Origin of the sequence: Burkholderia sp. AU6039 (assembly GCF_002223365.1) — a bacterium.
Classification (GTDB): domain Bacteria; phylum Pseudomonadota; class Gammaproteobacteria; order Burkholderiales; family Burkholderiaceae; genus Burkholderia.
Genome location: NZ_NKFK01000007.1, coordinates 360,055 through 381,761, shown reverse-complemented (window position 1 = coordinate 381,761; position 21,707 = coordinate 360,055). Strand labels below are relative to the sequence as shown.

Here is a 21,707-nt window from a genome sequence, read left to right as displayed (position 1 = left end):
GAGGATTAGCGCTGCAAAGGCAGATCGAGCGACTGTACGGATGGCCGGGAAACCTGTTCGACTCTTTGCTGCGGCAACAGCGGGTGCGAGCTTCGCCGGCGAAGGCTGGGATCTGCAATCCGCCGCCGCAGCCTTGCCGGAATGCTGTCCCGCTATCGGTGCGGCCTTACTGCCATTCACCGGGATGACAGATCACCCAACCCGGAAGGTAGCTATCCATGTCCGTGTGACCCCAGCACCAGTTGTGCTGGTGAAGGGTCTTCATCAGTTGTTCGCGTTGTGCGCACGCGCTTCCCGGCGCATATTGCCCGTCAGGCAACAACTTCGGTGCCGGACCGTTCCGGCATTGGTCATTGGCGACTTCTTCCTGATGCATCAATGCCTGGACGGCAGGGGGAATGGTGCGGGCCAACGTGGCCTTGTATTCGATGCAGGCTGGCGCCTTGGGATCGTTGGACTTGCGGGAACATTGGGACTGAAGCTTGTCGATGTTTCTCGATACTTCGGGTGGATACGTCTCGGCGTGCGCTGCAGCAAGAGATCCAGCCATCAACAGACAGGCGGCAAGTGATCTGATCAAAATCATTTCGCGTATGACACGATGCATCCGGTAGCTCGGGAACGGGCGAATTATGGCATGTGCGCGCGGTTCGTATTCGAGGGGCTGGCCCGGGTGCGGCCCGTGCGATGATGTGCGATGACTGACTTGAGAGATGAAATGACGACACCATTCGACGAGGCGACAACGGCGGCGATCGCCGCGTTTGCCCAATTGGATCTTTACACGGCTTTGCAGGCGATGCGCGCCGAAGCGGACTACGACCACGAACGGGACCAGTGGATCTCGCGCTATATCGACGAGCACGGCGGCGGCGCGGACGATGCCGAATATGACGCCTTGCACGCGCGGGCGCAGGCAACTCCGGAATACGCGCAGTTCATCGACGCGGCTCGGCAGGAAATCCTCGAATACTTCGGCGTGACCGACGATCAACTGGACTGGATGGTCGTGCTGCGCAACGACGACAGCGACGAGCTTTGGGCGGAAGTCAACCGGCAGCGGAGCGCGCTGGGAACCGGTGAGGTGCGCGGAGATCTCTGATCGTTGCTTGCCATTGGGGGCGCAAGTCGTGCTGCGTGCGGGGCTGGAGTCAGGTCAATCGCGAGATGCGCCGGGCTTTCAGTTGCTGAAGCCGATCCGTCAAGGGAGGGCAAGCGTTCAGATCTTCGGAACGCGTGACCGTTGTGCTCTGACACTTGCCGTCGAGATGCAACGGCTCGATCTGCAGCAATGGGGCGTGTTTGGGCGGCCGCGTCGGACAGCGGCCGGCCAGGAGCGGTCAATCGACAGTATCGGAGAGATCGGCAACAATTAATCCGATTCTCGCGGGTCTGGGAAATGTACATCGCCAACAAACAATCGAGATACAACTAGAACAAAGTGCATGAGACAGGGGAGGTGGCACAAATATGCGATCCAGTCTTCACTCGTCCATTTTGATTGCTGCGACATTTGTACTTTGCCTGTGTCTCGGTGCTTGCAAGCACGAACAGGACGAGTGGCCTGCTCTATTGCAAAACTTGACGGCGAGTGGCGGTTACTGGGGTGCATGCCCGCCTAAGGACAGGACCGGGCAGGAAACGTTGAAAACCATGGGGCGGCTTGGAACATCGCCGGAACTTGACGCCCGATTGAATGCCGGTTTCCCTCCTGGATCGGATGCTCGGATACTCGAAAGGACCCTTGCTGAACAAGGATTCCACTTTGACGGTGTCTGCAAGACAGACCGGTCGATTCATGCTGCCGACTTTCACCGTAAAGGTAAGGGTTTCCTGTCTTATGGTGTGTTCGCGGAAGTCTATTGGAAAGTGGACCAAATCGGTCAAATCGAGTGGACGAAAGGATTTGTTATGTTTGACGGCTTATAGACATCGTCCGGTGATTGGCCATGAAAGACGTGGTAGGTCGATCGAATGACCGCTTGCAAAATCACGAAAGGACCGCTTCGGGTCGATGCCGGCCGGCGACTTCGCGCGCAAGCACCTCGTTCGACAGGCATCACGGACGGGGCCGCCCCGATAGACTCGAGCGTTGAAATTTCGGTCTCGATCGAGACAGCGGCCGTCTAATCGTGGAGTAGTATTCCCCCATGTCCGGCATTGCCAAGTCTCCACGGCACACAGCCGACCCATCCGTGACGACGGCGGCGAGCTCGCCGAAAAGTTCGAAAACTGCTTCAACGATACGTATGGCGGCTCCGGCCGCGGCGACGGCATGGATGGGAATGCATCATGTCAACCGAGTGGAATCACCGCGTCAGACTGTTTGTCCAGCGTTTCTGGCAGCCGACCAGTGCGTGCATGACGTGCATGCCGGGGAGCTGGGGAAATATCATGAGCCTCGCCCACTGGACTATCGCATTTCAGACGGGGCTGCTGACCGGCCTGCTCGCTGTCCTTCTGACTTTCACGCCCGTGGCAAAACTCTACGCGCATCGATACGGCAATGCGCTGGTCGTTGGCGTCCTGACCATGTTGGGCGATGCCTACTCGCACACGAGTCACTACCGCATCCCCTACGTCGAGCACATCGTGACGGGTGCCATTTCAGGTGTCTTGACGCTTGCGGCGTCATATCTCTTCGAAGACCGCGCGCGACGCGTTCGGGCGATGTGGGCCCGGGTTGTCGGACAGCCTATCCGCTGACTTTCCGAACCCACCGGGCCAAACGGAAAGCGATTCCCCGGTGAGGCTACGCTTCATGAACTGCCGCCCCGGAAAGCAGCGCCGATGTGAGAACGCGACGTGCATCTTCCGACCCCGCCCCCGTGGCCGAAACAGCAACCGTCAGTTTTCGCCAACGTGAATCCGGACATCGCGCCGATCTGGCAATATGCATCGACAGACCTCAGCCAGGGCACCCCATGCACATCGCCATTCTGACCTTCCAGGGCTTCAACGAACTCGATTCCCTCATCGCGCTGGGCGTCCTCAACCGAATCAAGAAGCCCGACTGGCGGGTGACGCTGTCATGCCCGGAGCATTTCGTCACATCGATGAACGGGGTGACCGTGCAGGCGCAGTCGACGTTGGCGGACGCACGCGCGGCGGATGCCGTCATCGTCGGGAGCGGTATTCAAACCCGGGATGTCGTCAACGACGCGACGCTGATGGAGCAGCTCAATCTCGATCCGACCCGGCAACTGATTGGCGCCCAATGTTCGGGCACGCTGGTGCTGGCAAAGCTGGGCCTTCTCGACAACATCCCGGCATGCACGGACCTCACGACCAAACCCTGGGTCGTCGAGGCGGGCGTCGAAGTCCTCAATCAGCCATTCTTCGCACAAGGCAACGTCGCAACGGCAGGTGGCTGTTTTGCTTCGCAGTATCTGGCCGCGTGGATCATCGCGCGCCTGGAAGGCGAGGAAGCCGCACGGAGCGCACTGCACTACGTGGCGCCGGTGGGGGAGAAGGAGGAGTACGTTTCTCGCGCGTTGACGAACATCACGCCTTACCTGCCGTAGCGCGCAAAAAGATGGCGCTGCCTCCATCGCAAGGCGCCGGGTTCAGCCGCAACGTCGTGTTCCCGATAGCGGCTTCTTCGGCGCGCCCGGTTGCCACGTCATCCGGCTGCGGTGTGGAAGAGGGCGCGAGAATGTTCGCTGACCCGTTCAGGCAGAGCCATTCAGTGACGCCGGCTTGCAACGGATCGGACTCCACCAGCCAGTTCGTATGACAAAGACGGCAGCGATACTGTCGCACGACGATTGCGGGCCGTCCTAGCGGCCGCAGTTTCGTTGGCTCGTGCAATTCCACCAGTTCCCGATGGGCGACAGGATCGGAAGTCGCGTGCATGGTCGTGCAGGCTTCGCAAGGCATGGGGGTCAGCTTTTCAGGAGCGCGTTGGTTCGGTGAAGCGCTTTCTTCGCGCATGGCTCAAATCGTCCGCTGATTGCAACGTAATCGGCAGTGCGTCCGTCTCATGCTTCAATCAGGCCCGCTCGCCATCGCGGTGTGCGTCGATCGGCGGTTGCGTCCTCCTGCGCTGCGAGGCGAATGCGGGCGATTGCGCGTCTCATCTGGAATCCTCAGTTTGCAACCGCCTTACCGGACACATCCTTGATTTTCGCTTTCCATTGCGTGCGGATTTCGGACACCACCGATTCGGGAAGCGAGATGTAGTCCAACTCCGTGGCGGCCTGGTTGCCGTTGTGGAACGCCCAGTCGAAGAACTTCAGCGTTTCCGCACCTTGTGCCGGCTTCTCTTGCGTTGCGTGCAGCAGCACGAACGTCGCGCCGACGACCGGCCACGCGTCCTTGCCCGGCTGGTTCGTCAGGATCTGGTAGAACGACTTCGACCAGTTCGCGCCTGCAGCGGCGGCCTTGAACGTTTCCGTCTTCGGCTCGACCACCGTGCCCGTCAAGTTCTTCAGGGCCGTGTAGACCATGTTGTTCTTCTTCGCGTACGCCCATTCGACGTAGCCGACTGCGCCCGGCAGGCGCTGCACGAACGCTGCGACGCCGTCGTTGCCCTTGCCGCCCGTGCCCGTCGGCCAGTTGACCGTCGTGCCTTCGCCGACCTTCGACTTCCATTCGCCGCTGACCTTCGACAGGTAGTTCGTCCAGATGAAGCTCGTGCCCGAGCCGTCAGCACGACGAACCACGGCGATGTCCGTGTCCGGCAGCTTGACCTTCGGATTCAGCGCGGCGATCGCCGGGTCGTTCCACTTCTTGATCTTGCCGAGGTAGATGTCGCCGAGCACCGGGCCCGACAGCGTCAGTTCGCCGGCCTTCACGCCCGGCACGTTGACGACCGGCACCACGCCACCGACCACCGTCGGGAACTGGAACAGGCCTGCCTTCGCGAGCTCGTCATCCTTCAGCGGAGCGTCCGAACCGGCAAAGTCGACCGTCTTCGCGTTGATCTGCTTCAGGCCGCCCGACGAGCCGATGCCTTGATAGTTGACCTTGCCGCCGCCCGCCTTCTTGTACGCATCGGCCCACTTTGCATAAATCGGTGCTGCGAAAGTGCTGCCTGCGCCGGTGATATCTGCCGCGTGAGCATGGAGGGCAACAAGAACCAGGGCGCAGGGCATCAAGATCCGGATGTTCACGTAACGTCTCCTGTCTGCTATCGGCATGCCGGCCCGCAAGCGGGCCTCGGTTGAGAAGTCTGACGGGTCGGGTGGGGGCTGTCGGCCGCCTTTCGGCAACGCCTGTCGATTGACCGCGGCAGTGATCGTCTCTCGATTGCTTTCGAGCACGGTGCGTCATTGCGTGGTTGCAGCAGCCGTTGTGCCGCATTTTTCTCGTATGACGTTCGCCGGGAGCTGGATTGCAACGTACCGCAACCGAGGCCGCAGGCAGCGACCGGCTGGCCTGGATCGTCACCGACGATCGGGTAGGTCAGACAAGGGGCGAAGATCGTCATCGCGCGCGGTAAAGGGTCCCGCAACGAAGGGTGATAGGAGTATTGCAGTTGGCTGTGAAAATTCAAGGAAGGCGCAATTGCCCGATCCGCCAGAATCAATGCACGTCACTGTCGACGATGGAGGCCAACGCCCGATCGCCGTCGCGTTGGGCGGTGTCTTCCGTGGAAAAGATGTCGGTACTGAAGGCGATCAGCTTGAAGCCGGATCCCGCGGAGCGAGGAACCGTGATGCCCCAGTGCCAGCCGCCATCTTGCTGGAACACGTGGAGCGCAGGGGGGGCCTGGTTCAGTGCTGGTGAAGAAGTCGTCATCGCGTGCTCTCCCGTCATGGGACGACTGCGGGGCAACTACATCGGACGCGCAAACCCAGTCTACGGATACTTTTGCTGCGGCGCAATATTCGTGTTTTACGAAAATGCCAATGTGTGAAACGCCACAATTTTGAAATACAAATATGCAACGTCGGAGATGGCTGGCATATTGGTGTGACGATTGGGATTTTTCGGAGGCTTTATGGATCGCAGTTCGCTTGTGTGGGCGGGGGTGCCGCATAGCAGCGATGGCGTCGTGTTTCAGATTCGGGTTGGCCCCGGACTTCAGCGTTTTCATATCGCTCGATTGATTCTCGAGCGGGCGTGCGATCTTGAGCGACTGGCGTCTGACGCACGACAGCTCGAATGCTTTTACGAGCATTTGACGCCGATCCTGGCAGTCGCGCGGAAGACGCGCTCGAAGGCGAAGGCCGATACGGTTTCGCTGAATGTTTCGGATTTTGTTCGAACGGGGAGCGCTCGGGGCGAGCAGGGGGCCTGGGCTGCGATGCGGTGAGCGCCGTAGGGCGGTTGAGGGGCGCGGAGTTTTCGGTCTTGGAGCGGGCGGGCGTGGGGCTTGGCGAGCGTCACGCGTTGCGTCTCGTCACGTGCGGCGCAGGCTCTGCTGCAGGGTTGGCGGGATGTTTTTTGCGGGCTTCCGCGTAGTCTCGTGCTTGAGCTTCGCGACGAAAGGGCGTCGCTCGATGTCCGAATACCCATGAATGAAAAGTGCTGGCCGATGAACTGGCCAGCAAAATGGTCCTGGCGATCCGAGGTTGAGTGTGCCAGAACCAAAGGCACTGAACGGCGTGCGCGCGCAGCCGGACGAACATGTCAAACGATCGGCCCCCGAAAGTCGGGGCTTATCCGGCTCGACCTTGCGCAATAATCTGTGATCGCAGTTTAGGCTAGGCTAACGGATGCGACCACACGTGCACTCACGCTCGGAAACTTGAAGGCATCGCAGGGCTTCTTCGGTACTGTCCATGTTGCGATCATCGCGGCGGTCGGCAGATAGTCGGGATCGGCCGACGCGACTCCGGCCCACACGCCGGGAGACACCTGTCTGCCGTGGAGATAAAAGTGCAGCTCCCGGCCCGCGCGGTCGCAAATACACCTGATTCTCTCCACCGATTGGCCCAATGCTCTAATCCGTGCGATCTGGTTGCGATCCAGCTCGAACAGGGCACTCACCACGCCGTCACGATTGCCGATGCCAATCATGTTGCTGTCATCAGTCAACGCCCATGTCGGATGCGGCGTGCCTAGGCGCAGCATGAAATAATCTGCGGACTCTGAACCAACCATACTGTTTCTCCTGCAAAAGATCCGTCGTTCTGCTAACCGAAGATCAATGGAAACGAACGACCATCCAATCCTGTTCTCGTCGCCGTATCTGGATGCCCGAGTGGATGTGCCCCGGCGCCTTGCAATGGGCGGGCGCAACAGTGAAGCGCCCCGTGCCCGTCGCTTCCGATGCACTCACACGCTTGCCTGACGCGTTACGGTTTCGGCGGCGATACCGTCCTCCGAACCGGAAAGTCTCACCGCGACAGCCGCCGCCGCCGTGCTTCCGTAGACGTTGAGGGCGGTTCTCCCCATGTCAAAAAACGCGTCGACGCCCAACAGCAGCAGCACCGCATCGGCCGGCAACCCGATCGACGTCAGCACGATGGTGATGGCGACGATTGCTCCGGAGGGCACATTGGCTGCGCCGTCGATGGTGATGATCGTCAAAATCAAAATCGTGATCACCAGCGGCCAGGACCAGGCGAGATGATAGGCGTCGGCCAGATAGCCGACCGCGAGGGCCGTGTAGAGGACCGCGCCGTCGCGATTGAAAATATAGGCGAGCGGCAAAATCGTGGACGCCACGCCGTGGGGAACGCCGAATTCAACCAGCTTCTTCAGGTGCAACGGGTAGGTAATTTCGGACGACCGCGTCGTGAAACCCAGGATCAGCGGTTCCTTCACTTTCCTGAGAACGGCGAGAGGCGACTGACCGGCGACGCGAATGACGAGGGTGAGTACCACCGCCAGAATCGCCATGCCGAGATAGGCCACGCCCAGAAGCTCGACGAGCGAGTGCACGCCGGCAAAGCCCTTGGCCGACAACAGCTGCGCGATCGCGGCGAAGATCGCGAGCGGCGACCATGCGATCACCCACTGGGTCATCTTGAACAGGCCGGACAGCAGTGCCTCGAAAACGGCAATCGCAGGCTCGGCACGCTCCGGGGCAGCCGCCAATGCCGCACCGAAAATGACGCCGAAAACGAGTACCGGGAGAGAATTCCCTGCGGCGAGCGCGGCGACGATGTTCGCGGGGATCAAATCAACGAGAAATTTCGTCCAGTCGATGCTGGATGCGAGTGCTGCGGGCATCGATCCGGAGTGCGTGAGGCTCGCACCGAGACCCGGTCGAAATGCGAAGTTGAGCAGCAGGCCGAGCGACGCAGCCAGGCCAGTCATCAAAACGAAGAAGACGATGCTGGATAGTGCGACTTTTCCGAGCCGTTCGCGCAGTCGGCCCGCACGAAAGACACCGACCGTGACCGACAGGAAGATCAACGGCATGACGACCATCTTGATCGCGTGGCCGAACATCGCGCTGAGAAAGCCCAGCTTCCCGGCAAAGCCAGGAGCAAATACGCCGCAAGCGACGCCCAGGACAAGCCCGCCAAGCATTTGCAGCGGGAGGGAAAGCCCCTTATTTTTCGTGTTCATGCCGCGCCTTTAGTAGTTTTATCCGTGCGGGCGTGCCGTCAACGATGTGATTCCACATATGCTGACGCGCAAGCTCGCCGTCGTTTGCTTCGATTGCGTGAAAGATTTTCAGGTGCTCGATCGTGCCGCGCCGAACGGTTTCGGCGTCGCTACGCGGGAGTTCGTTTAGCGCCAAGGTTTGGGCTCGCAATAGACTATACGCGGATGAGATTCGCACGTTCCTTGCGGCGGCAAATAACGCTTGATGAAACACCCAACCGACACGTTGCTCGAGCATGATGTCCGCGACGTCCTGATCAATCAGCACCTGCATTTTCTCTGCCGCGTCGCGAAGATCTGCCGTTACGCCCGACCTGGCTGCTAGAAACGCAGCTGTACTCTCGAGGGCCAGCCGCATTTCAAAAATTTCGCGGAGATCACTCGTAGTTGGCGAAGCGACATAGGTCCCACTCTTTTCGATCACGACGACCAGCCCTTCGGACTCGAGCAAATGCAATGCGCTGCGCACGGGCATTTGGCCGAAACCGAGTTCGTCCGATAATCCTCGATGGGATACTTTCTGCCCAGGCGCAAGGCGGCCGTCAAAGATCCTCGATCGGATCTCGTCGTAGGCAAGCTCTGCATCTGTCGAGACTTTCGACGTCATCTGTGATCGCAGTTAGCGTATGATTGAAAAAGAGATAACGGATAGGAAATTACCCTTACTGGTAACGCCCGGCAACTGATAATTTTGCGAGTGGGTATGCTGAAAGCGAACCGGAAGACTATTCGCGTCATGAAGCGAGCTGACAATTAGATGACTTCACAAGATGTGCGCTTTACCATCTGCGCCGTTCGCGCGGAAGAAACCTATCCCCTCAGGGCCGCGATCTTGATGGCCGGAGATGAAGAAGGGAGTGCGCTACCCGGAGACCTCGCCCCGACGACAAGGCACTTTGCCGTGCGTGATAACGACGGCATTGTGGCGGTGGCGTCGGTGTGTCAAGAAGGACAATCCGGTGTTTTGAACGCTGAAGCCTGGCGCCTTCGCGGCATGGCCGTCCATTCATCGGTGCGTGGTCTGGGATTCGGACGCCTTCTGGTCAATCTATCCATTCGCCATGTCCGCGAACAACGTGGATTATTGCTCTGGTGTACGGCGCGCGAATCAGCATACCCATTTTATGAAATGCTCGGCTTTAATCGCGATCCGAAACCGGTTTCAATGCAGGGGCGCGACGACATGAGGTTCTATCTCATGCAGCGCCAGATCGGGGGCTGATTTTCGTTTGCTACTGACGTCAGATGACCAGATGGTGTCTGCGTGGTCTAGTCCGGCGTTTCTGCGCCAAGTCGTCTCCGATTGCGCGTGATGTCCGTGGGTTTCTGCGATCAACCTGGAAACATCGGCGATCGAAGGTGACCTGGCCTGCCGGGATAGGGCCGCCGATGGCCAGGAGCAGTCACTCGGAACACATTCTTCAAAGCAGGCGTCGAGTTGTCGCGAAGCGTTCGGCGATCTTTCTTGGAAGGAATTGCGAGCCGCAACGCCAGCGGCTTGTATAACCGACGTGAGCCGAGATAAACTCCGCCGCGACATCCAACTCTTTTTTAAAAAGGAGGTAAATATGGTTTTGTTAGTGCGCCAACTGATGTTGGCACATTGGTTCAGCACATTCGCCCGCTCTTGCCTGAGTTCCATCGCGCTGCGATAGCCCAGTCAGAGCAAAGCCTTCTCCTCCCGAGTCCTTTCTCGACTCCAAGGTTGTCGCCAGCGCTCCTGTTGACAGGGACAAACACGTCCCGAAAAAACGAGAGCAAGAGCATGACAACCCTGATTTCCGCACTTTCCCTGAAACTGGAAACCGGCCACGGCCCGCTATTCCAGGACCTTTCCTTTACTGTAAAACTGGGCGACCGCATCGGCCTGATCGGCCACAACGGTTGCGGCAAGAGCAGTCTGCTTGATGTATTGGCGGGCAGCCGCGAACCCAGCGCCGGTAGCGTGCAATATGCGGCAATGTGCCGTCTGCAACACGTCGAGCAGCATCTACCGTCAAGACTGGCCGACCTGACGACGCGAGAGGCGTTGCTGGCAAGCGTCGGCGAGCAACGGGCCGAGCATTGGCGGGTAGACAGCCTACTGGACGATTTGGAGCTGGCCATTGCGGCGGACACACCCGTTTCCGACCTGAGCGGCGGTCAACACACTCGTTTGCTGCTGGGACGAGCAGTACTTGCGCAGCCGAATTTCCTGTTGCTTGATGAACCAAGCAATCATCTGGATCTCCCCTCGTTATTGTGGCTGGAAGATTTCCTGCGCCGCTGGCAGGGTGGCTTCATCTTGGTATCGCACGACGCGCGACTTCTGGACAGTCTCAGCGACACAAGCTGGATTCTGCGCGACCAGCGCTTGTACAGTTTCGATATGCCGTGCAGCCGGGCCCTGGTCGCGTTGGCCGAGGCCGACGCAACGGCACAAGCGCGTCATGCAGGCGAGCAAAACGAGATCGACCGGCTGGCCGCCAGCAGCAAACGCCTGGCCATCTGGGGGCGCGAGCACGACAATGAGAAATTGGCGCGCCAAGCCAAGTCCATGCAAAGGCGTGTCGAAAAGCTCAAGGAAGACCAGACCTTTGTTAGTCGTGGCAGCCCATGGCGCTTGAAGCTACAAGGACGACCATTAGCGGCGGACCGTCTGATGGCATTCGAAGGCCTGCATGTACGCGCCCAGGCAGAAGAGCCGATCCTGTTTGAGGTTCACGATTTGTGGGTGCGGCCAGGTGACAAGATCGCACTCCTGGGCAGCAATGGCACGGGCAAATCCTCGTTGCTGCGCCAGTGCTGGAGCGATCTGCAGCAGGGAGAAACGCCCATGGGTTGGCGTTATCATCCGGCGGCGCGCATCGCCTACTACGATCAGTCATTGCATCAACTGGCCGACGACGCCACTTTGCCGGACGCGTTATATAAATTCGCGCCAGTCGGCGACAAGGAGCGACGACAGGCTCTGATTTCTGCCGGGTTTGCGTACGTACGCCATGGTCAGACCGTGGCCACACTGAGTGGCGGCGAGCGGGCTCGTCTGCTATTTCTCGCGCTGTCCATGGCCAGCTACCACCTATTGTGGCTGGACGAACCGACCAATCACCTGGATATGGAAGGCAAGCGCGAACTTGCTGCCGCGCTGGCGGCGTTCGATGGCGGTTTCATCCTGGTTTCGCACGACCGCGAATTGATCGAGCACAGTTGCAATCGCTTCTGGGCAATCCGTAACGGGCGCTTGCAGGAATTGCCCGATGCTGAAAGCGCGTATCGAAATTTGTTCACATCTCGCGCTCCCGCGGCGCCTGAGCAGATTCCGGTTACACCGAACAACACCGGCGTTCAGTCCGCAAGCCGTGACGCTGAGGCACAGTGGCAGCGGTGGTGTCAGTTGGAGGCGCTACTGGCGGCAGAAATCGCACGCAAACCGAAACATCAGAAGCCGCAACGACAGGAACAGTGGCGGGAAGAAATGCGGCGACTGGAACAGGAGCTTGGGCTTTAAGGCGTATGTGACGGGTGCGGTTCGCAGCAGCGCGGCGACGTCTGGCTGGCCATATGCAGGGACTGGTTTGGTGCCTCTTGGTGCCGTCTGCCGCCAGTATCCTGCGATTCCGCACCCGCTTCACTTTCTGCTCGAACGAATGGCCGATATCGAGAAGCTCGAGTGTCCCTTTCTGGGCGATCGGTGTCGGTTGCGCGTGGCCGGGCGGTGGCCGGCGGAGTTCGGTCATGAGGCGTCACTCGACACAATGACCTGAATTGCTGACAATCAATGCGCAAATAGTCATCGCTACACATGCACCCCTACCGTTTGGAATGGTCACGATGAGTTGGACGCTTGAGCAAGCGACGCAACAGGCTCGCCACATGCTGTGTTCTTTGGCTGGGCCGGTCGACATTACTATCATCGATGCAGCGACCCTTGAGTTCGATGTGGGTTGGGTTTTCTTCTATCAATCATCGCGCTTCCTTGAGACAGGTGACGTCCGAGATAGGTTGGCGGGAAATGCGCCGTTGTTTGTCAGCCGGGACGATGGCCAGATCATATCCGTCAGTTATCACAGGCCAATTACCGAGTCCGTCCAAGCCTACCGTGCGTGCGGTGACCCTAACGGTTATGAAGAGTCGCAGATTCGTCTAACGGCATGGTCTGCCGGGGCGAATAAGGTTCAAGCGACGCGGTTGATTCGTCAGCATTCACCCATGAGTCTTGCGGAGGCAAAGCATTCAGTCGATGGATGTCTAGCGGGGCGGGAGACAGTGATCGCAGCAAGGGACGTTGCATCAGCCAAGCAACTCGCGACTGACCTTGCAGAGGTCGGTTTCCACGGGATCGTTACGTACCGCTGTACCCTCCGCTAGTGATCGATGGGTGACCGATTACGCTCGATTTGAAGAACGGCTGAGGGTCGATTGCGCCGGTCGCGAGAGCCAGGCGGTGGCCGGCCGAGTTCGGCCACAAGCGGTCAATCGAAGCTGGCGAATGAATCGTCGACAATCGGTCTTGCAACCGAGAAGACTTTCACGGTTGGCACGGGCCGGCGATCGACGACAGACGCACGCCGCTACCGGTTTTTTCTAGCGAAAGCTGCCGGCCGCAGGAACACAACATTAAATCCACATGCGTTTGATAGTGAGCCGGTCTTTAATTGCGGTGTCACGCAATGCTTGCCAGAGCGCTCGGGTGTCCTCGAATGAACCGAAACCGATGATTTTTGCATTATTCGTTTCCCCACTGGGATTGTCGATCAAGCTAATTCGCCCATTCCCCAATATTACGTCAAGCGGGCTCCGATGAAGCGTCGGATTGGTGATTTCGAAAGTCCAAATCGAAGACTCCTTGCGAATGAGGAGCCCCTCACGTATGTCAATTCTGCGCTCGTAAATATCATAGACAGTCCGCTTGGCTCTCATTCGAAGCACCTTCCAAGAAATAACGATGATCGACAGTGCCCCAACAAATGCAAGAACTCCGGCAACGTGTTCATCCTTAGTGCCACTAGAGAAGGCGAATAGTGCCAATAGACTAAGCCAACCGCACACCAATCCCAGCAGAACAGTCACAATCAATGTGAACAGGAAATGAAATGAAAACGAGTTCATCGTCCGGTGTTTGGAATCCAGCAATTCACCAGATTCCAGCGCTAAAGCTGAGGCGTCCGGACTCGGGTTGGGACTTACCGGTTGTCCCTGCGTCCTTGCGCGAGCCACCTCATTGCGCATCGCGTCAGTATCCCTTTGGCTCGATACTGAATCGTGCATCAGTTCCGATGAGCGGCCACTCGGATTTTTCTGTAGCTTGTTAATCCCATCGGCCGCTCCGCGATGTTTCGGATTTAGTCTCAGCGCCTCCTGATAGTAAGCCAGTGCTGCCTCCAAGGTACTCTGCCTCTCTGCAATGACACCCAACCCATAGTGTGCATCTGCATTCGTCGCTTTCCGCGCTAGCGCCGCTTCAAATAATTCGCTCGCTGCCGAGTTGTTCCCTGCTCTCAACCGGATCATGCCTAAGCCGGAAAGTGCCTCGGACGCGAAATCATTTGAAACCTTAAGTTGGTTGAATACGACCTCACTCTCTTTGAGCTTACCTTCGGCATACAGTTTTCGCGCGAGAGCGAGCAACTCTTTTTCATTTCCCATCGTCGACACTCCCTTTCTTGAGTTGGCAGACCGAGCCATCGATTCACGGCCCGGGCATGCCGGCGTCGTCCGGCGTCGCCCCGGCATCGTCCGGCGACACCCTCGCGTCGTCCGGCGACACCCTCGCGTCGTCCGGCGCCACCCCGGCGTCGTCCGGCGCCACCCCGGCGTCGTCCGGCGTCACGACCATCCCGTCGTCGGCCGGCGCGATCCCGGCGTCGTCCGGCGTCACGACCATCCCGTCGTAGTCCGGCGCGATCCCGGCGTCGTCCGGCGTCACGACCATCCCGTCGTAGTCCGGCGCGATCCCGGCGTCGTCCGGCGTCACGACCATCCCGTCGTAGTCCGGCGCGATCCCGGCGTCGTTCGGCGTCACGACCATCCCGTCGTAGTCCGGTGCCACTCCAGCGTCGTCCGGCGTCACGACCATCCCGTCGTCGTCCGGCGCTTGTGTTTGCTCCCGCCCCTCTCCTAACTCGTCTGGAAGTGCCCGGTCGTTCTCTTCCACGTCACGGTAGTCTTGGAAACCCGGCAGGTCGAGCCCGCGCTCACCAAGCGCACCCAATTTTCCGGCTTCGACGTCCGCCCCAATTGCTCGTGCCTTCTCCTCCCCGGCTTCACGCGCCTCAAAGTGCGCGACGAGCATTTCTGATGCGATGACAAATGGCGTCGCGTAGCGCAGGGCCACCGCAGGATCGTGCCAGATTTCGTTAGCTAGCCCTTGAAGGGCCGCACCGATGCTATTTCCCGTAAGGTTGTTTAATTGCCCCCGAGCCACGTCGGCTGCGTCGCGCGCGCGCTCCTCGCCACGCGTCATTTCATTGCCGTCGCCGGTCATGACAGTCGTTTGATCATCCTTCTCACGAGCTTCCAAATAGCCCTGGACCGCTGCATGCAAGCTGGGATGGGCGTCAAGAAACTCAATGACACGGAGTTGCGCTTGGGCGCCAATGTCTGATCGCCAGTCGCCCCTCGCCTCATGTTCAATCAGATCCGAGCGGACCTTTGCTTGTTCCTGCGGAGTTTCTTTTTCGTATGTGTCGAAATAAAAGTGTGCAAAATGCTCGAATCCGTCCATAGCGGTTCGAAACAGTTCCTCTTGGTGGGTCATGATATCTCCCGCGGCCGCGCGGCGACCTGATGAGGTCGGAGGCGAGTGATCGTTGGGAGCGCACCGGCTCAGGGTGCAGTCTCCTTTCCTAGCCGCAAGTAGAATGTTCGCCGGTCCTGCTGCGGCTTCGTAGCCGGCACAGGGTCGTGCTGCGTGGCCCAGTTCATCAAATGCGCAAATTTAGTATATGAAGTCTTGACACGCAGGGACGACAAAAATACTTGTCGTAGGACACCGACCTAGAACAGGATTAGCAGGTTGATGAAATAACGTTTTGCAAGGTGCTCGAAAGCACTATTCAGGGGGGGCCTGCCCCTTACCGGAGTCGCTCGAGTTGACCGATTCACGCAACTCCGAAGGTCCGGTTTGAGTCGATCCGCGCCGGTCGCGTGCGCTGGGCGGCGGCCGGCCGAGTTCGGCCAAGGGCAGTCACCCAACGGGCTCGTCTCAGGCGGCTGTTTTTGTCCGGTAACCGCCAGGGCAATGCACCTTGAGTTGCGGTGAAGGGGTTGGGGGTATCGCGTTCACTAATCGAATGGAGTGGACGGCGCCCCAAGCATGAAACCTTTCAGTCTGACGTTTGTGCTCCCGATACGTTTCTAGGCTTCAATACGAGAGCGTTGTGATCGGTCTGCTTTAAGATAACCACGCTTCGCGTTTGCGTTTCGTACAGGAAGTAGGTGCCCCCCACGTAGCCGACGTATTCCACTGGGCGGGCTTGCGTTGCCTTGAGGGGAACTCCTACGGTTGACTCATCAACGACGCGATCACTGTTGCCACGTAGGATTTTGTCGGCGTTTTGCGCTCCACTCCCCGCTGCGGCGAAGATAGCACCCACCCCCAACATTAGCAGCTGGCTTCGGAACCGTCCGTCTGGGAAAAGTTCGACCGCTAGCGGATGACCTTCTACGACGAACAGCACCGGCCAAAAGAACGGGATTACCGAAAACCAGCGCCATGGGCTATTCGATATCCCAAGGACAGTGAGCCCCGCGACTATGCTGAGTGTGGATAGAAGGCGCAGGTGCTTGTTCAAAACACGACCGACTCGGGTATCTCGTCCGCCGCCTACGGGGAACGTTTGCCTTAGTGGGGAGATTTCCGCAATGCCAGATCCGACAGCCAACGGTAAAAACGCAGCCGCTACAGGAAGAATCGCCCGAGTAGCCACGTCGCTGATGCTCGCGTACTCGAACACATTGATGCCGAATGCGCCCCAGTACGTCCAAAGGTAGCAAGTTGCGATAAACACACCGTACGCCACGGCAAACGTCGCTAGCTTGGTCTTGCTCTCCATGCGTAGGTCTCTCTCACGTGTCTTATTGGCTGGCTACTTGCGTCGGGTGAAATTGTATTCGAGCGCAGAATAGCGATGAGTGTAGACGCTCACGATACACGACTCCGAAACGGCAGGTGATGAACTTATGAGCAACCGCGAGTCGTGGACGCGCCTACATTCGTCTCCGAAACATGTGACCGACCGCCCCGGGTCGGAAACGGTCGATTCTCGAAAGGGAAGGCGTAGGTCGCGGCGAAGGTTACGCGCCGCGCCTTATCAAATAAGGCGCAAGTACTGCTGCATCATTGGAGCGACGGGTACAGGTGCTCCGGTGAGGAGCGTGCCCATGTGAACGCAAAAAGTTGCTTGGCCACCCGAGTGTATCGCGGTCCAAACGGGACGACTCGAGCTTCACCATTCGGTCGGTTGTCGGTGATGACGATCTGCAGTTGTCTGAAAGAGTACCCACCTGACTGCCGCCCCTCAAAGCGTCCGACCTCGCCGAACTGCGCCCGCATCGTTGGACACCCGGCGCCACCGAACTGGCAAGACGGGTTCGCCCGTGCTTACAATCAGAAGAGTCGGTACGCCGATTCTGCAAGAAGCCTTCGCCGCGCTCTGTATCAGCGACCTCGACGCCATCTCGCGAGCGTTGGCGCCTCGATTCCCATGCAGCAACAGGAGAACCCGATGATCAAAGTCAGTGTCATGTACCCGTACGCCGCAGGCGCGCGATTCGATCATGCTTACTATCGCGACAAGCACATGCCAATGGTGAAGCAGCGGCTCGGTGCGGCATGTCTGTACTACACGGTGGACAAGGGCATCGCAGGCGGTGCTCCGGGCACTGATCCTGTCTACGTAGCCAAGTGCGACTTCGTCTGCACTTCTATCGAAGCTTTCCAGGCGGCGCGCGACCCGCATGCGCAGGAGATCATGGCCGACATCGCCAAGTACACGGATATACAGCCCGTGCTTCAAATCAGCGAGGTGGTTGTAGAGCGTTCCGAAGTCTGACCAAGGTTCGGATATTGCCACGCACCGCATCCGCTGATGGCGTACCCCGGCAACGGGGCGATGCTTATGCAGCCATTCTGCCGTTGTATCGAAGCCTGGGCCTTTCCAGGTCGCCTGTTGGACCCCACGGCCCGCGGCTGCAAGCAGGAAGTTGACCGATCGAAGTAGGATAGGGCTCTGCCACGCGCAGATCACGAGCGTCGACAACGCGCCTTTGCCGACCGACGTCCAAGGTTTTCCAATGAACGCGATACACCGCGATTCCCGCGGCTCGCCAACCGATTTGATCAATTGAAGGATGCAGACATGAGCACGATTTACGATATTCCTGTCAACGCCATCGACGGCGCGCAAACAACCCTGCGTTCCTACGAAGGCAAAGTGCTGCTGGTGGTGAACGTGGCGTCCAAATGCGGACTGACGCCGCAATACGAAGGTCTTGAGGCGCTCTACGAAGGCAAGCGTGCGGAAGGTCTCGAAGTGCTGGCGTTCCCCGCCAACAACTTCAAGGGCCAGGAGCCGGGCACCGATGCGGAGATCCAGTCGTTCTGCACCGGCACCTTCGGCGTGAAGTTTCCGTTGTTCTCGAAAATCTCCGTGATCGGCGACGACAAGCATCCGCTCTATCGCTCGCTCACCCAGGCGCAGCCGCAGGCGGCTGGCGACGGCCCGTTCCGTGCGCACCTCGAAGGCTACGGCATTCAACCGAACCCGGCGCCCGAGGTGCTGTGGAACTTCGAGAAGTTTCTCGTGAGCCGCACGGGCGAAGTGGTCGCGCGTTTCTCGCCCGATACGACCGCGGACGACCCGAAGCTGGTCGCCGCCATCGACGCGGAGCTGGCCAAGGCCGCGTAAGCCGGCGCGCGTGACGCGTGCCAGGATGGATTGCCTGACCTGCACCCGTGGCCGAGGGTGCCAGGACGGGGCAATCCAACACCATGTCCGCCGACGTGCCGCTCGCGCATTGAAAACGGAACGCGACGGGGTGCCTGCCTCGAATGGCGAACCGGAGAATGCGTCAGGCCGACAAGTCGTTCAACGGTCTGTTGACGCTACAAGACGTCGTTCAGGATTCCACGGTGTTCACATGTTCCCGGCCAATCGTGCGCGACTCGCCTCATGCACGAGCGATAAAAGAATCGACGTGCCAGGCTGGATCGGCCGCCCGGTAGAGTTGTTGAACGAGAGTAGGCGGGTTCACGGCCATAGCCGTGTGGGGCCGTTGACCAGCAACTCAACCCTTGCCGAGATCCCCTGCCGCAGGCGCCTGCGCCCAGTCGAGCGCGAAGTCGGCAACCTCCTCCCAGCCTTTCTCGCCACAGGTGTAGTGGCTGCGGCCGTCGAACAGCTTGTACGCCGAGATCGCACGCGAGCCCTTCGCATTCCTTTCGAAATTCTCGCGCTGTACGGCCGGCGGCAGGATGTTGTCGTTGCCGCCGGCGATAAAGAGCAGCGGTGCGCGAGTGTCGTTTGCGAAGTTGTAGCGCGTCGGGGCATTCGGGTTGACGTTCGCGAACGCGCCTTGAAACAGGATCCGCCCCGACACGGGCACCGCGTAGCGGTCATAGACCTTCTTCGATTCCTCGAGGCTCAGGTTGTTCGTGAACGCATAGTGAAACTCGTGCTCGGTGATGGGCACCGCACGATGCAGATTGGCCGGATTGCGCAGGACCGGGAACGCCGCCTTGATCTGGCTGAACGGCAGCGCCCATACACCCTTCACCCCGGCGCCGTCGATCGAGACACCGGCCGAGCCGTAGCCTGCGTCGAGAAGAAGCTGGGCGAACGCGCCGCCGAACGAATGCCCCATGATGATCGGCTTGGTGTCGAGCGCGGCGATCGTTCGGGCCAGGTGGTCAAAGATCTCGCGCACGCCGAGATTCACCAGCGGCGACGGGTCGCGGCGGAGCGCCTCGACGCCGGCCGTGCCCGGCTGGACGCCCGGATATCCCGGCGTGATGACGCGCATGCCGCGCTGCTCGTAGCGCGTGACCCAATGTTCCCACGACAACGGTGTCATCCACAGACCGTGAATCAGTACAACCGTGTCGGTACGCGTTTCCGGATTCATATCCCTGCTCCTGTGATCGCTGAATGACCAACGTCACGCCCACGACACCTCGGTATTTCCGGAGCCGTCTGCCCCGTGCTTGCCAGCAACGAAACAAGGGGTACTACGCGATTGCCGTATGCCACGCACCTCGAGAATAGTCTTTGACACCGGCGTCATTCAGCGTGAATGATGTGCCCATCATAAAGACCATCCGGGTACGCGACATGGCCAAAAAGCCGGAATTCTTTGCTCAAACGCCGACGGCGCTGGACGATGACGCAGATCCGTTCGCCTTCAAGCGGGATGCCTTTTCCGACGTGCTGGAGCTGATCCGCATCCGCGGCAATACGGTCTTCACGTGCGCGGCATCGGCGCCTTTCGGATTGCGCTTTCCTGCCGGCAAGTATCGTCTGCACATCATCCGCAGCGGCAGCGTGGCGATCGAAGTGGACGGGATCGACGAGCGCTATCACGCGTCGCAGGGAGACCTGGTCATGCTGATGCATGGCCACGGCCATGTCATCTCCGACCGGCCGGGCCGCTCCGCGAGTCTCGTCACGGATCTCGCGCCACAGTACTACGATCGCGAGCGCCTGACGATCGGGAGCGGCGACACTACCTGGCTGTGCGGCGACTTCGGATTCGACGGCGTGCTGTCGCAACGGTTGCTGTCCGTGCTGCCGCCGGTGCTGGTGCTGAAAGGGTTGCGGGAACGGCCGTTCGAGTGGCTGGAGCTGAGCTGCCATTTCATCCTCGACGAGGCGTTGAGTCCGCGCGCGGGCGCCGCCGCGATGATCTCCCGATTGCTGGACGTCATCTTCGTCCAGTTGCTGCGCACCTGGGCGACGGAGGGCTCGGCAGGGCACGGGTGGCTATCCGGCGCGATCGACAGCCGGATCAACCCGGCGATGTCGGCCATTCATGCCGATCCCGGGCGGGCGTGGAGCGTGAGTGATCTTGCCGAGTTGTCGAATCTGTCGCGGTCGGCTTTTGCGGACCGGTTCCAGCGTGTCGTGGGGCAGCCGCCGTTGAGCTATCTCACGACCTGGCGCCTCGACCGGGCGGCGGAGTTGTTGCGGTACAGCCGCGCGCCGATTTCGGATATTGCCGGTCGGGTTGGGTATACGTCGGAAGCGGCGTTCAGTCGCGCGTTTCGAGGACGGTACGAGATGTCGCCGATGCAGTGGCGGAAGGTGAATGCGGAGTAGGGTGGACCGGATCGCCATCGTGGCACGGCAGATGTCGGCGGTTAGATGGTCTCCAACCTGTATTGCGTCAGTCCGGCATATTCCATGCACGCCTTGACCGAAAACCCGTGACGTTCATAGAACGGGATATTGCGCGGCTCTCCCGTTTCCAACGATGTGTTCCCCGACGGATCGATGTCACGAAGATGTGACAACGTCGCACGTAGAAGCGCCGATCCGATTCCTTCGCCTTGCCGGCCCGGGGCTACACCGATGAATTCAATCCGGCTGCAATCGATGTCCGGAGAATTGGCGGGCGGAGTCTCGCGAAGCAGATCAATCCTGCTCAACGATGATGCGCCGCAACCGATCTCGATGTCGCGCCCCAGCGCAGCAAGCATGCGAGGCGATTCGCGGCAGGAGGCCGGTGCAAAGTAGCTGACCGCCACCAGGTCGCCATTGCGCCAGGCGCCCAAGGCCGGCATGCGAGCATCGTAGTGATACTTCAGGTAGCGCTCTAGATAGTGTGCCCGCCGCTGGTCGAATCCCGGACTTCCGGCGAGCAGGCACCAGCCAAGCGTAGGGTCTTGCTCGAACGCCGAATAGAGTAAAGCCAGCGCTGCGTCGAGAAACGGACGTGGCAGCGGGGTCACCTTCAATTCTGTACCGTGCATGTTTGAGGGAACTCTGAGGGAAGTGGCTGATGGAACGGGTTGGCGTCACTCGCAGCGTAGCGCATGACTCGATTGCTCAGCAGGGAAGATGGGGATGCTGCTGAAAAAGTCGCGCTGCCTGCTTCGGATCTCAGCGGACATACGGACAATCGATCACGACGTAAACGACGTATTTCCCTCATTTCAGGCTGGATGGCGCCATTTGAGGGTTCCTTATAAAATGCGACTTTTCGGGATTTCCAGTTAACGACTT

22 protein-coding genes are annotated in these 21,707 nt (G+C 59.5%); 10 read left to right on the top strand and 12 right to left on the bottom strand.

Annotation, left to right across the window (positions count from 1 at the left end; translation table 11 throughout):
* Nucleotides 1-166: 166 nt before the first annotated feature.
* Nucleotides 167-607, bottom strand: a complete 441-nt coding sequence (locus tag CFB39_RS33915) for a hypothetical protein (RefSeq protein WP_256991515.1) — start codon at nucleotides 605-607, stop codon at nucleotides 167-169.
* Between the two features lie 111 nt (nucleotides 608-718).
* Between CFB39_RS33915 and CFB39_RS33910 the strand changes: the two genes are divergently transcribed.
* From CFB39_RS33910 to CFB39_RS33900, 3 genes are all read left to right on the top strand, one after another.
* Nucleotides 719-1,102: an ATP-dependent protease gene (locus tag CFB39_RS33910; protein ID WP_089476245.1), complete on the top strand. Its 384-nt coding sequence runs from the start codon at nucleotides 719-721 to the stop codon at nucleotides 1,100-1,102.
* Between the two features lie 1,190 nt (nucleotides 1,103-2,292).
* A complete protein-coding gene (locus CFB39_RS33905; protein ID WP_089476244.1) occupies nucleotides 2,293-2,706 on the top strand; it encodes a hypothetical protein in 414 nt (137 codons plus the stop codon).
* A gap of 218 nt (nucleotides 2,707-2,924) precedes the next feature.
* Complete coding sequence (locus CFB39_RS33900) at nucleotides 2,925-3,524, top strand: DJ-1/PfpI family protein (RefSeq protein WP_089429772.1); 600 nt, start codon at nucleotides 2,925-2,927, stop codon at nucleotides 3,522-3,524.
* Here the strand turns inward: CFB39_RS33900 and CFB39_RS39825 are convergent.
* The 3 genes from CFB39_RS39825 to CFB39_RS33890 form a co-directional block, all read right to left on the bottom strand.
* Nucleotides 3,505-3,933: a hypothetical protein gene (locus tag CFB39_RS39825; protein WP_144030358.1), complete on the bottom strand. Its 429-nt coding sequence runs from the start codon at nucleotides 3,931-3,933 to the stop codon at nucleotides 3,505-3,507. The genes CFB39_RS33900 and CFB39_RS39825 overlap by 20 nt on opposite strands.
* Before the next feature lie 155 nt (nucleotides 3,934-4,088).
* Entirely contained in the window at nucleotides 4,089-5,096 is a 1,008-nt protein-coding gene (gene pstS / locus CFB39_RS33895; protein ID WP_089476522.1) for a phosphate ABC transporter substrate-binding protein PstS, read from the bottom strand.
* A gap of 430 nt (nucleotides 5,097-5,526) precedes the next feature.
* Nucleotides 5,527-5,742, bottom strand: a complete 216-nt coding sequence (locus tag CFB39_RS33890) for a hypothetical protein (RefSeq protein ID WP_089476521.1) — start codon at nucleotides 5,740-5,742, stop codon at nucleotides 5,527-5,529.
* Nucleotides 5,743-5,944: 202 nt separating this feature from the next.
* Between CFB39_RS33890 and CFB39_RS33885 the strand changes: the two genes are divergently transcribed.
* On the top strand, nucleotides 5,945-6,259 hold the full coding sequence (locus CFB39_RS33885) for a hypothetical protein (protein WP_089476243.1): 315 nt from the start codon (nucleotides 5,945-5,947) through the stop codon (nucleotides 6,257-6,259).
* Nucleotides 6,260-6,645: 386 nt separating this feature from the next.
* Here the strand turns inward: CFB39_RS33885 and CFB39_RS33880 are convergent, their stop codons facing one another.
* From CFB39_RS33880 to CFB39_RS33870, 3 genes are all read right to left on the bottom strand, one after another.
* Nucleotides 6,646-7,050, bottom strand: a complete 405-nt coding sequence (locus CFB39_RS33880) for a hypothetical protein (RefSeq protein ID WP_089476242.1) — start codon at nucleotides 7,048-7,050, stop codon at nucleotides 6,646-6,648.
* 174 nt (nucleotides 7,051-7,224) lie between these two features.
* Complete coding sequence (locus tag CFB39_RS33875) at nucleotides 7,225-8,466, bottom strand: dicarboxylate/amino acid:cation symporter (protein WP_089429768.1); 1,242 nt, start codon at nucleotides 8,464-8,466, stop codon at nucleotides 7,225-7,227.
* A complete protein-coding gene (locus CFB39_RS33870) occupies nucleotides 8,450-9,112 on the bottom strand; it encodes a GntR family transcriptional regulator (RefSeq protein WP_089429767.1) in 663 nt (220 codons plus the stop codon). The genes CFB39_RS33875 and CFB39_RS33870 overlap by 17 nt, the downstream gene beginning before the upstream one ends.
* 150 nt (nucleotides 9,113-9,262) lie before the next feature.
* Between CFB39_RS33870 and CFB39_RS33865 the strand changes: the two genes are divergently transcribed.
* From CFB39_RS33865 to CFB39_RS41295, 3 genes are all read left to right on the top strand, one after another.
* A complete protein-coding gene (locus CFB39_RS33865; RefSeq protein ID WP_089476241.1) occupies nucleotides 9,263-9,727 on the top strand; it encodes a GNAT family N-acetyltransferase in 465 nt (154 codons plus the stop codon).
* Nucleotides 9,728-10,270: 543 nt separating this feature from the next.
* Complete coding sequence (locus CFB39_RS33860) at nucleotides 10,271-11,995, top strand: ABC-F family ATP-binding cassette domain-containing protein (RefSeq protein WP_089476240.1); 1,725 nt, start codon at nucleotides 10,271-10,273, stop codon at nucleotides 11,993-11,995.
* 314 nt (nucleotides 11,996-12,309) lie between these two features.
* Nucleotides 12,310-12,855, top strand: coding sequence for a YrhB domain-containing protein (locus tag CFB39_RS41295; RefSeq protein ID WP_089476239.1), 546 nt, complete (start codon nucleotides 12,310-12,312; stop codon nucleotides 12,853-12,855).
* A gap of 249 nt (nucleotides 12,856-13,104) precedes the next feature.
* On the opposite strand, the gene CFB39_RS33850 is transcribed toward CFB39_RS41295, so the two are convergent.
* The 3 genes from CFB39_RS33850 to CFB39_RS39820 all read right to left on the bottom strand — a co-directional run bounded on the left by CFB39_RS33850 (nucleotide 13,105) and on the right by CFB39_RS39820 (nucleotide 16,541).
* Nucleotides 13,105-14,133 (bottom strand): tetratricopeptide repeat protein, encoded by a 1,029-nt coding sequence (locus tag CFB39_RS33850; RefSeq protein WP_179257774.1) that lies wholly within the window; start codon nucleotides 14,131-14,133, stop codon nucleotides 13,105-13,107.
* A gap of 43 nt (nucleotides 14,134-14,176) precedes the next feature.
* The gene (locus CFB39_RS33845) at nucleotides 14,177-15,244 is read right to left on the bottom strand and encodes a hypothetical protein (RefSeq protein WP_144030356.1); all 1,068 of its coding nucleotides are present in this window, start codon (nucleotides 15,242-15,244) and stop codon (nucleotides 14,177-14,179) included.
* A gap of 568 nt (nucleotides 15,245-15,812) precedes the next feature.
* Nucleotides 15,813-16,541 carry a hypothetical protein gene (locus CFB39_RS39820; RefSeq protein WP_144030355.1) on the bottom strand — a complete coding sequence of 243 codons (729 nt, stop codon included), beginning with the start codon at nucleotides 16,539-16,541 and terminating at the stop codon, nucleotides 15,813-15,815.
* Between the two features lie 672 nt (nucleotides 16,542-17,213).
* Between CFB39_RS39820 and CFB39_RS33835 the strand changes: the two genes are divergently transcribed.
* Together CFB39_RS33835 and CFB39_RS33830 are read left to right on the top strand one after the other, a co-directional pair.
* Nucleotides 17,214-17,540 (top strand): EthD family reductase, encoded by a 327-nt coding sequence (locus CFB39_RS33835; RefSeq protein WP_089476520.1) that lies wholly within the window; start codon nucleotides 17,214-17,216, stop codon nucleotides 17,538-17,540.
* Nucleotides 17,541-17,846: 306 nt separating this feature from the next.
* Nucleotides 17,847-18,395: a glutathione peroxidase gene (locus CFB39_RS33830; protein WP_089476236.1), complete on the top strand. Its 549-nt coding sequence runs from the start codon at nucleotides 17,847-17,849 to the stop codon at nucleotides 18,393-18,395.
* Between the two features lie 379 nt (nucleotides 18,396-18,774).
* Here the strand turns inward: CFB39_RS33830 and CFB39_RS33825 are convergent, their stop codons facing one another.
* Entirely contained in the window at nucleotides 18,775-19,611 is an 837-nt protein-coding gene (locus CFB39_RS33825; protein WP_089476235.1) for an alpha/beta hydrolase, read from the bottom strand.
* Nucleotides 19,612-19,775: 164 nt separating this feature from the next.
* Here CFB39_RS33825 and CFB39_RS33820 point away from each other — a divergent pair, with 164 nt between their 5' ends.
* A complete protein-coding gene (locus tag CFB39_RS33820) occupies nucleotides 19,776-20,801 on the top strand; it encodes an AraC family transcriptional regulator (RefSeq protein WP_144030354.1) in 1,026 nt (341 codons plus the stop codon).
* A 41-nt stretch (nucleotides 20,802-20,842) separates the two neighbouring features.
* On the opposite strand, the gene CFB39_RS33815 is transcribed toward CFB39_RS33820, so the two are convergent.
* On the bottom strand, nucleotides 20,843-21,454 hold the full coding sequence (locus CFB39_RS33815) for a GNAT family N-acetyltransferase (protein WP_089476233.1): 612 nt from the start codon (nucleotides 21,452-21,454) through the stop codon (nucleotides 20,843-20,845).
* Nucleotides 21,455-21,707: the final 253 nt, after the last annotated feature.

Excerpts from the sequence above, each read along its gene's own strand:
- CFB39_RS33830 (WP_089476236.1), top strand. The coding sequence starts at position 17,847 with ATGAGCACGATTTACGATATTCCTGTCAACGCCATCGACGGCGCGCAA.
- CFB39_RS33835 (WP_089476520.1), top strand. The coding sequence starts at position 17,214 with ATGATCAAAGTCAGTGTCATGTACCCGTACGCCGCAGGCGCGCGATTC.
- CFB39_RS33875 (WP_089429768.1), bottom strand. The coding sequence starts at position 8,466 with ATGAACACGAAAAATAAGGGGCTTTCCCTCCCGCTGCAAATGCTTGGC.
- CFB39_RS39825 (WP_144030358.1), bottom strand. The coding sequence starts at position 3,933 with ATGCGCGAAGAAAGCGCTTCACCGAACCAACGCGCTCCTGAAAAGCTG.
- CFB39_RS33885 (WP_089476243.1), top strand. The coding sequence starts at position 5,945 with ATGGATCGCAGTTCGCTTGTGTGGGCGGGGGTGCCGCATAGCAGCGAT.
- CFB39_RS33905 (WP_089476244.1), top strand. The coding sequence starts at position 2,293 with ATGTCAACCGAGTGGAATCACCGCGTCAGACTGTTTGTCCAGCGTTTC.
- CFB39_RS33910 (WP_089476245.1), top strand. The coding sequence starts at position 719 with ATGACGACACCATTCGACGAGGCGACAACGGCGGCGATCGCCGCGTTT.
- CFB39_RS39820 (WP_144030355.1), bottom strand. The coding sequence starts at position 16,541 with ATGGAGAGCAAGACCAAGCTAGCGACGTTTGCCGTGGCGTACGGTGTG.
- CFB39_RS33900 (WP_089429772.1), top strand. The coding sequence starts at position 2,925 with ATGCACATCGCCATTCTGACCTTCCAGGGCTTCAACGAACTCGATTCC.
- CFB39_RS33870 (WP_089429767.1), bottom strand. The coding sequence starts at position 9,112 with ATGACGTCGAAAGTCTCGACAGATGCAGAGCTTGCCTACGACGAGATC.
- CFB39_RS33860 (WP_089476240.1), top strand. The coding sequence starts at position 10,271 with ATGACAACCCTGATTTCCGCACTTTCCCTGAAACTGGAAACCGGCCAC.
- CFB39_RS33890 (WP_089476521.1), bottom strand. The coding sequence starts at position 5,742 with ATGACGACTTCTTCACCAGCACTGAACCAGGCCCCCCCTGCGCTCCAC.
- CFB39_RS33880 (WP_089476242.1), bottom strand. The coding sequence starts at position 7,050 with ATGGTTGGTTCAGAGTCCGCAGATTATTTCATGCTGCGCCTAGGCACG.
- CFB39_RS33815 (WP_089476233.1), bottom strand. The coding sequence starts at position 21,454 with ATGCACGGTACAGAATTGAAGGTGACCCCGCTGCCACGTCCGTTTCTC.
- CFB39_RS33915 (WP_256991515.1), bottom strand. The coding sequence starts at position 607 with ATGCATCGTGTCATACGCGAAATGATTTTGATCAGATCACTTGCCGCC.
- CFB39_RS33850 (WP_179257774.1), bottom strand. The coding sequence starts at position 14,133 with ATGGGAAATGAAAAAGAGTTGCTCGCTCTCGCGCGAAAACTGTATGCC.
- CFB39_RS33845 (WP_144030356.1), bottom strand. The coding sequence starts at position 15,244 with ATGACCCACCAAGAGGAACTGTTTCGAACCGCTATGGACGGATTCGAG.
- CFB39_RS33865 (WP_089476241.1), top strand. The coding sequence starts at position 9,263 with ATGACTTCACAAGATGTGCGCTTTACCATCTGCGCCGTTCGCGCGGAA.
- CFB39_RS41295 (WP_089476239.1), top strand. The coding sequence starts at position 12,310 with ATGGTCACGATGAGTTGGACGCTTGAGCAAGCGACGCAACAGGCTCGC.
- pstS (WP_089476522.1), bottom strand. The coding sequence starts at position 5,096 with ATGCCCTGCGCCCTGGTTCTTGTTGCCCTCCATGCTCACGCGGCAGAT.
- CFB39_RS33825 (WP_089476235.1), bottom strand. The coding sequence starts at position 19,611 with ATGAATCCGGAAACGCGTACCGACACGGTTGTACTGATTCACGGTCTG.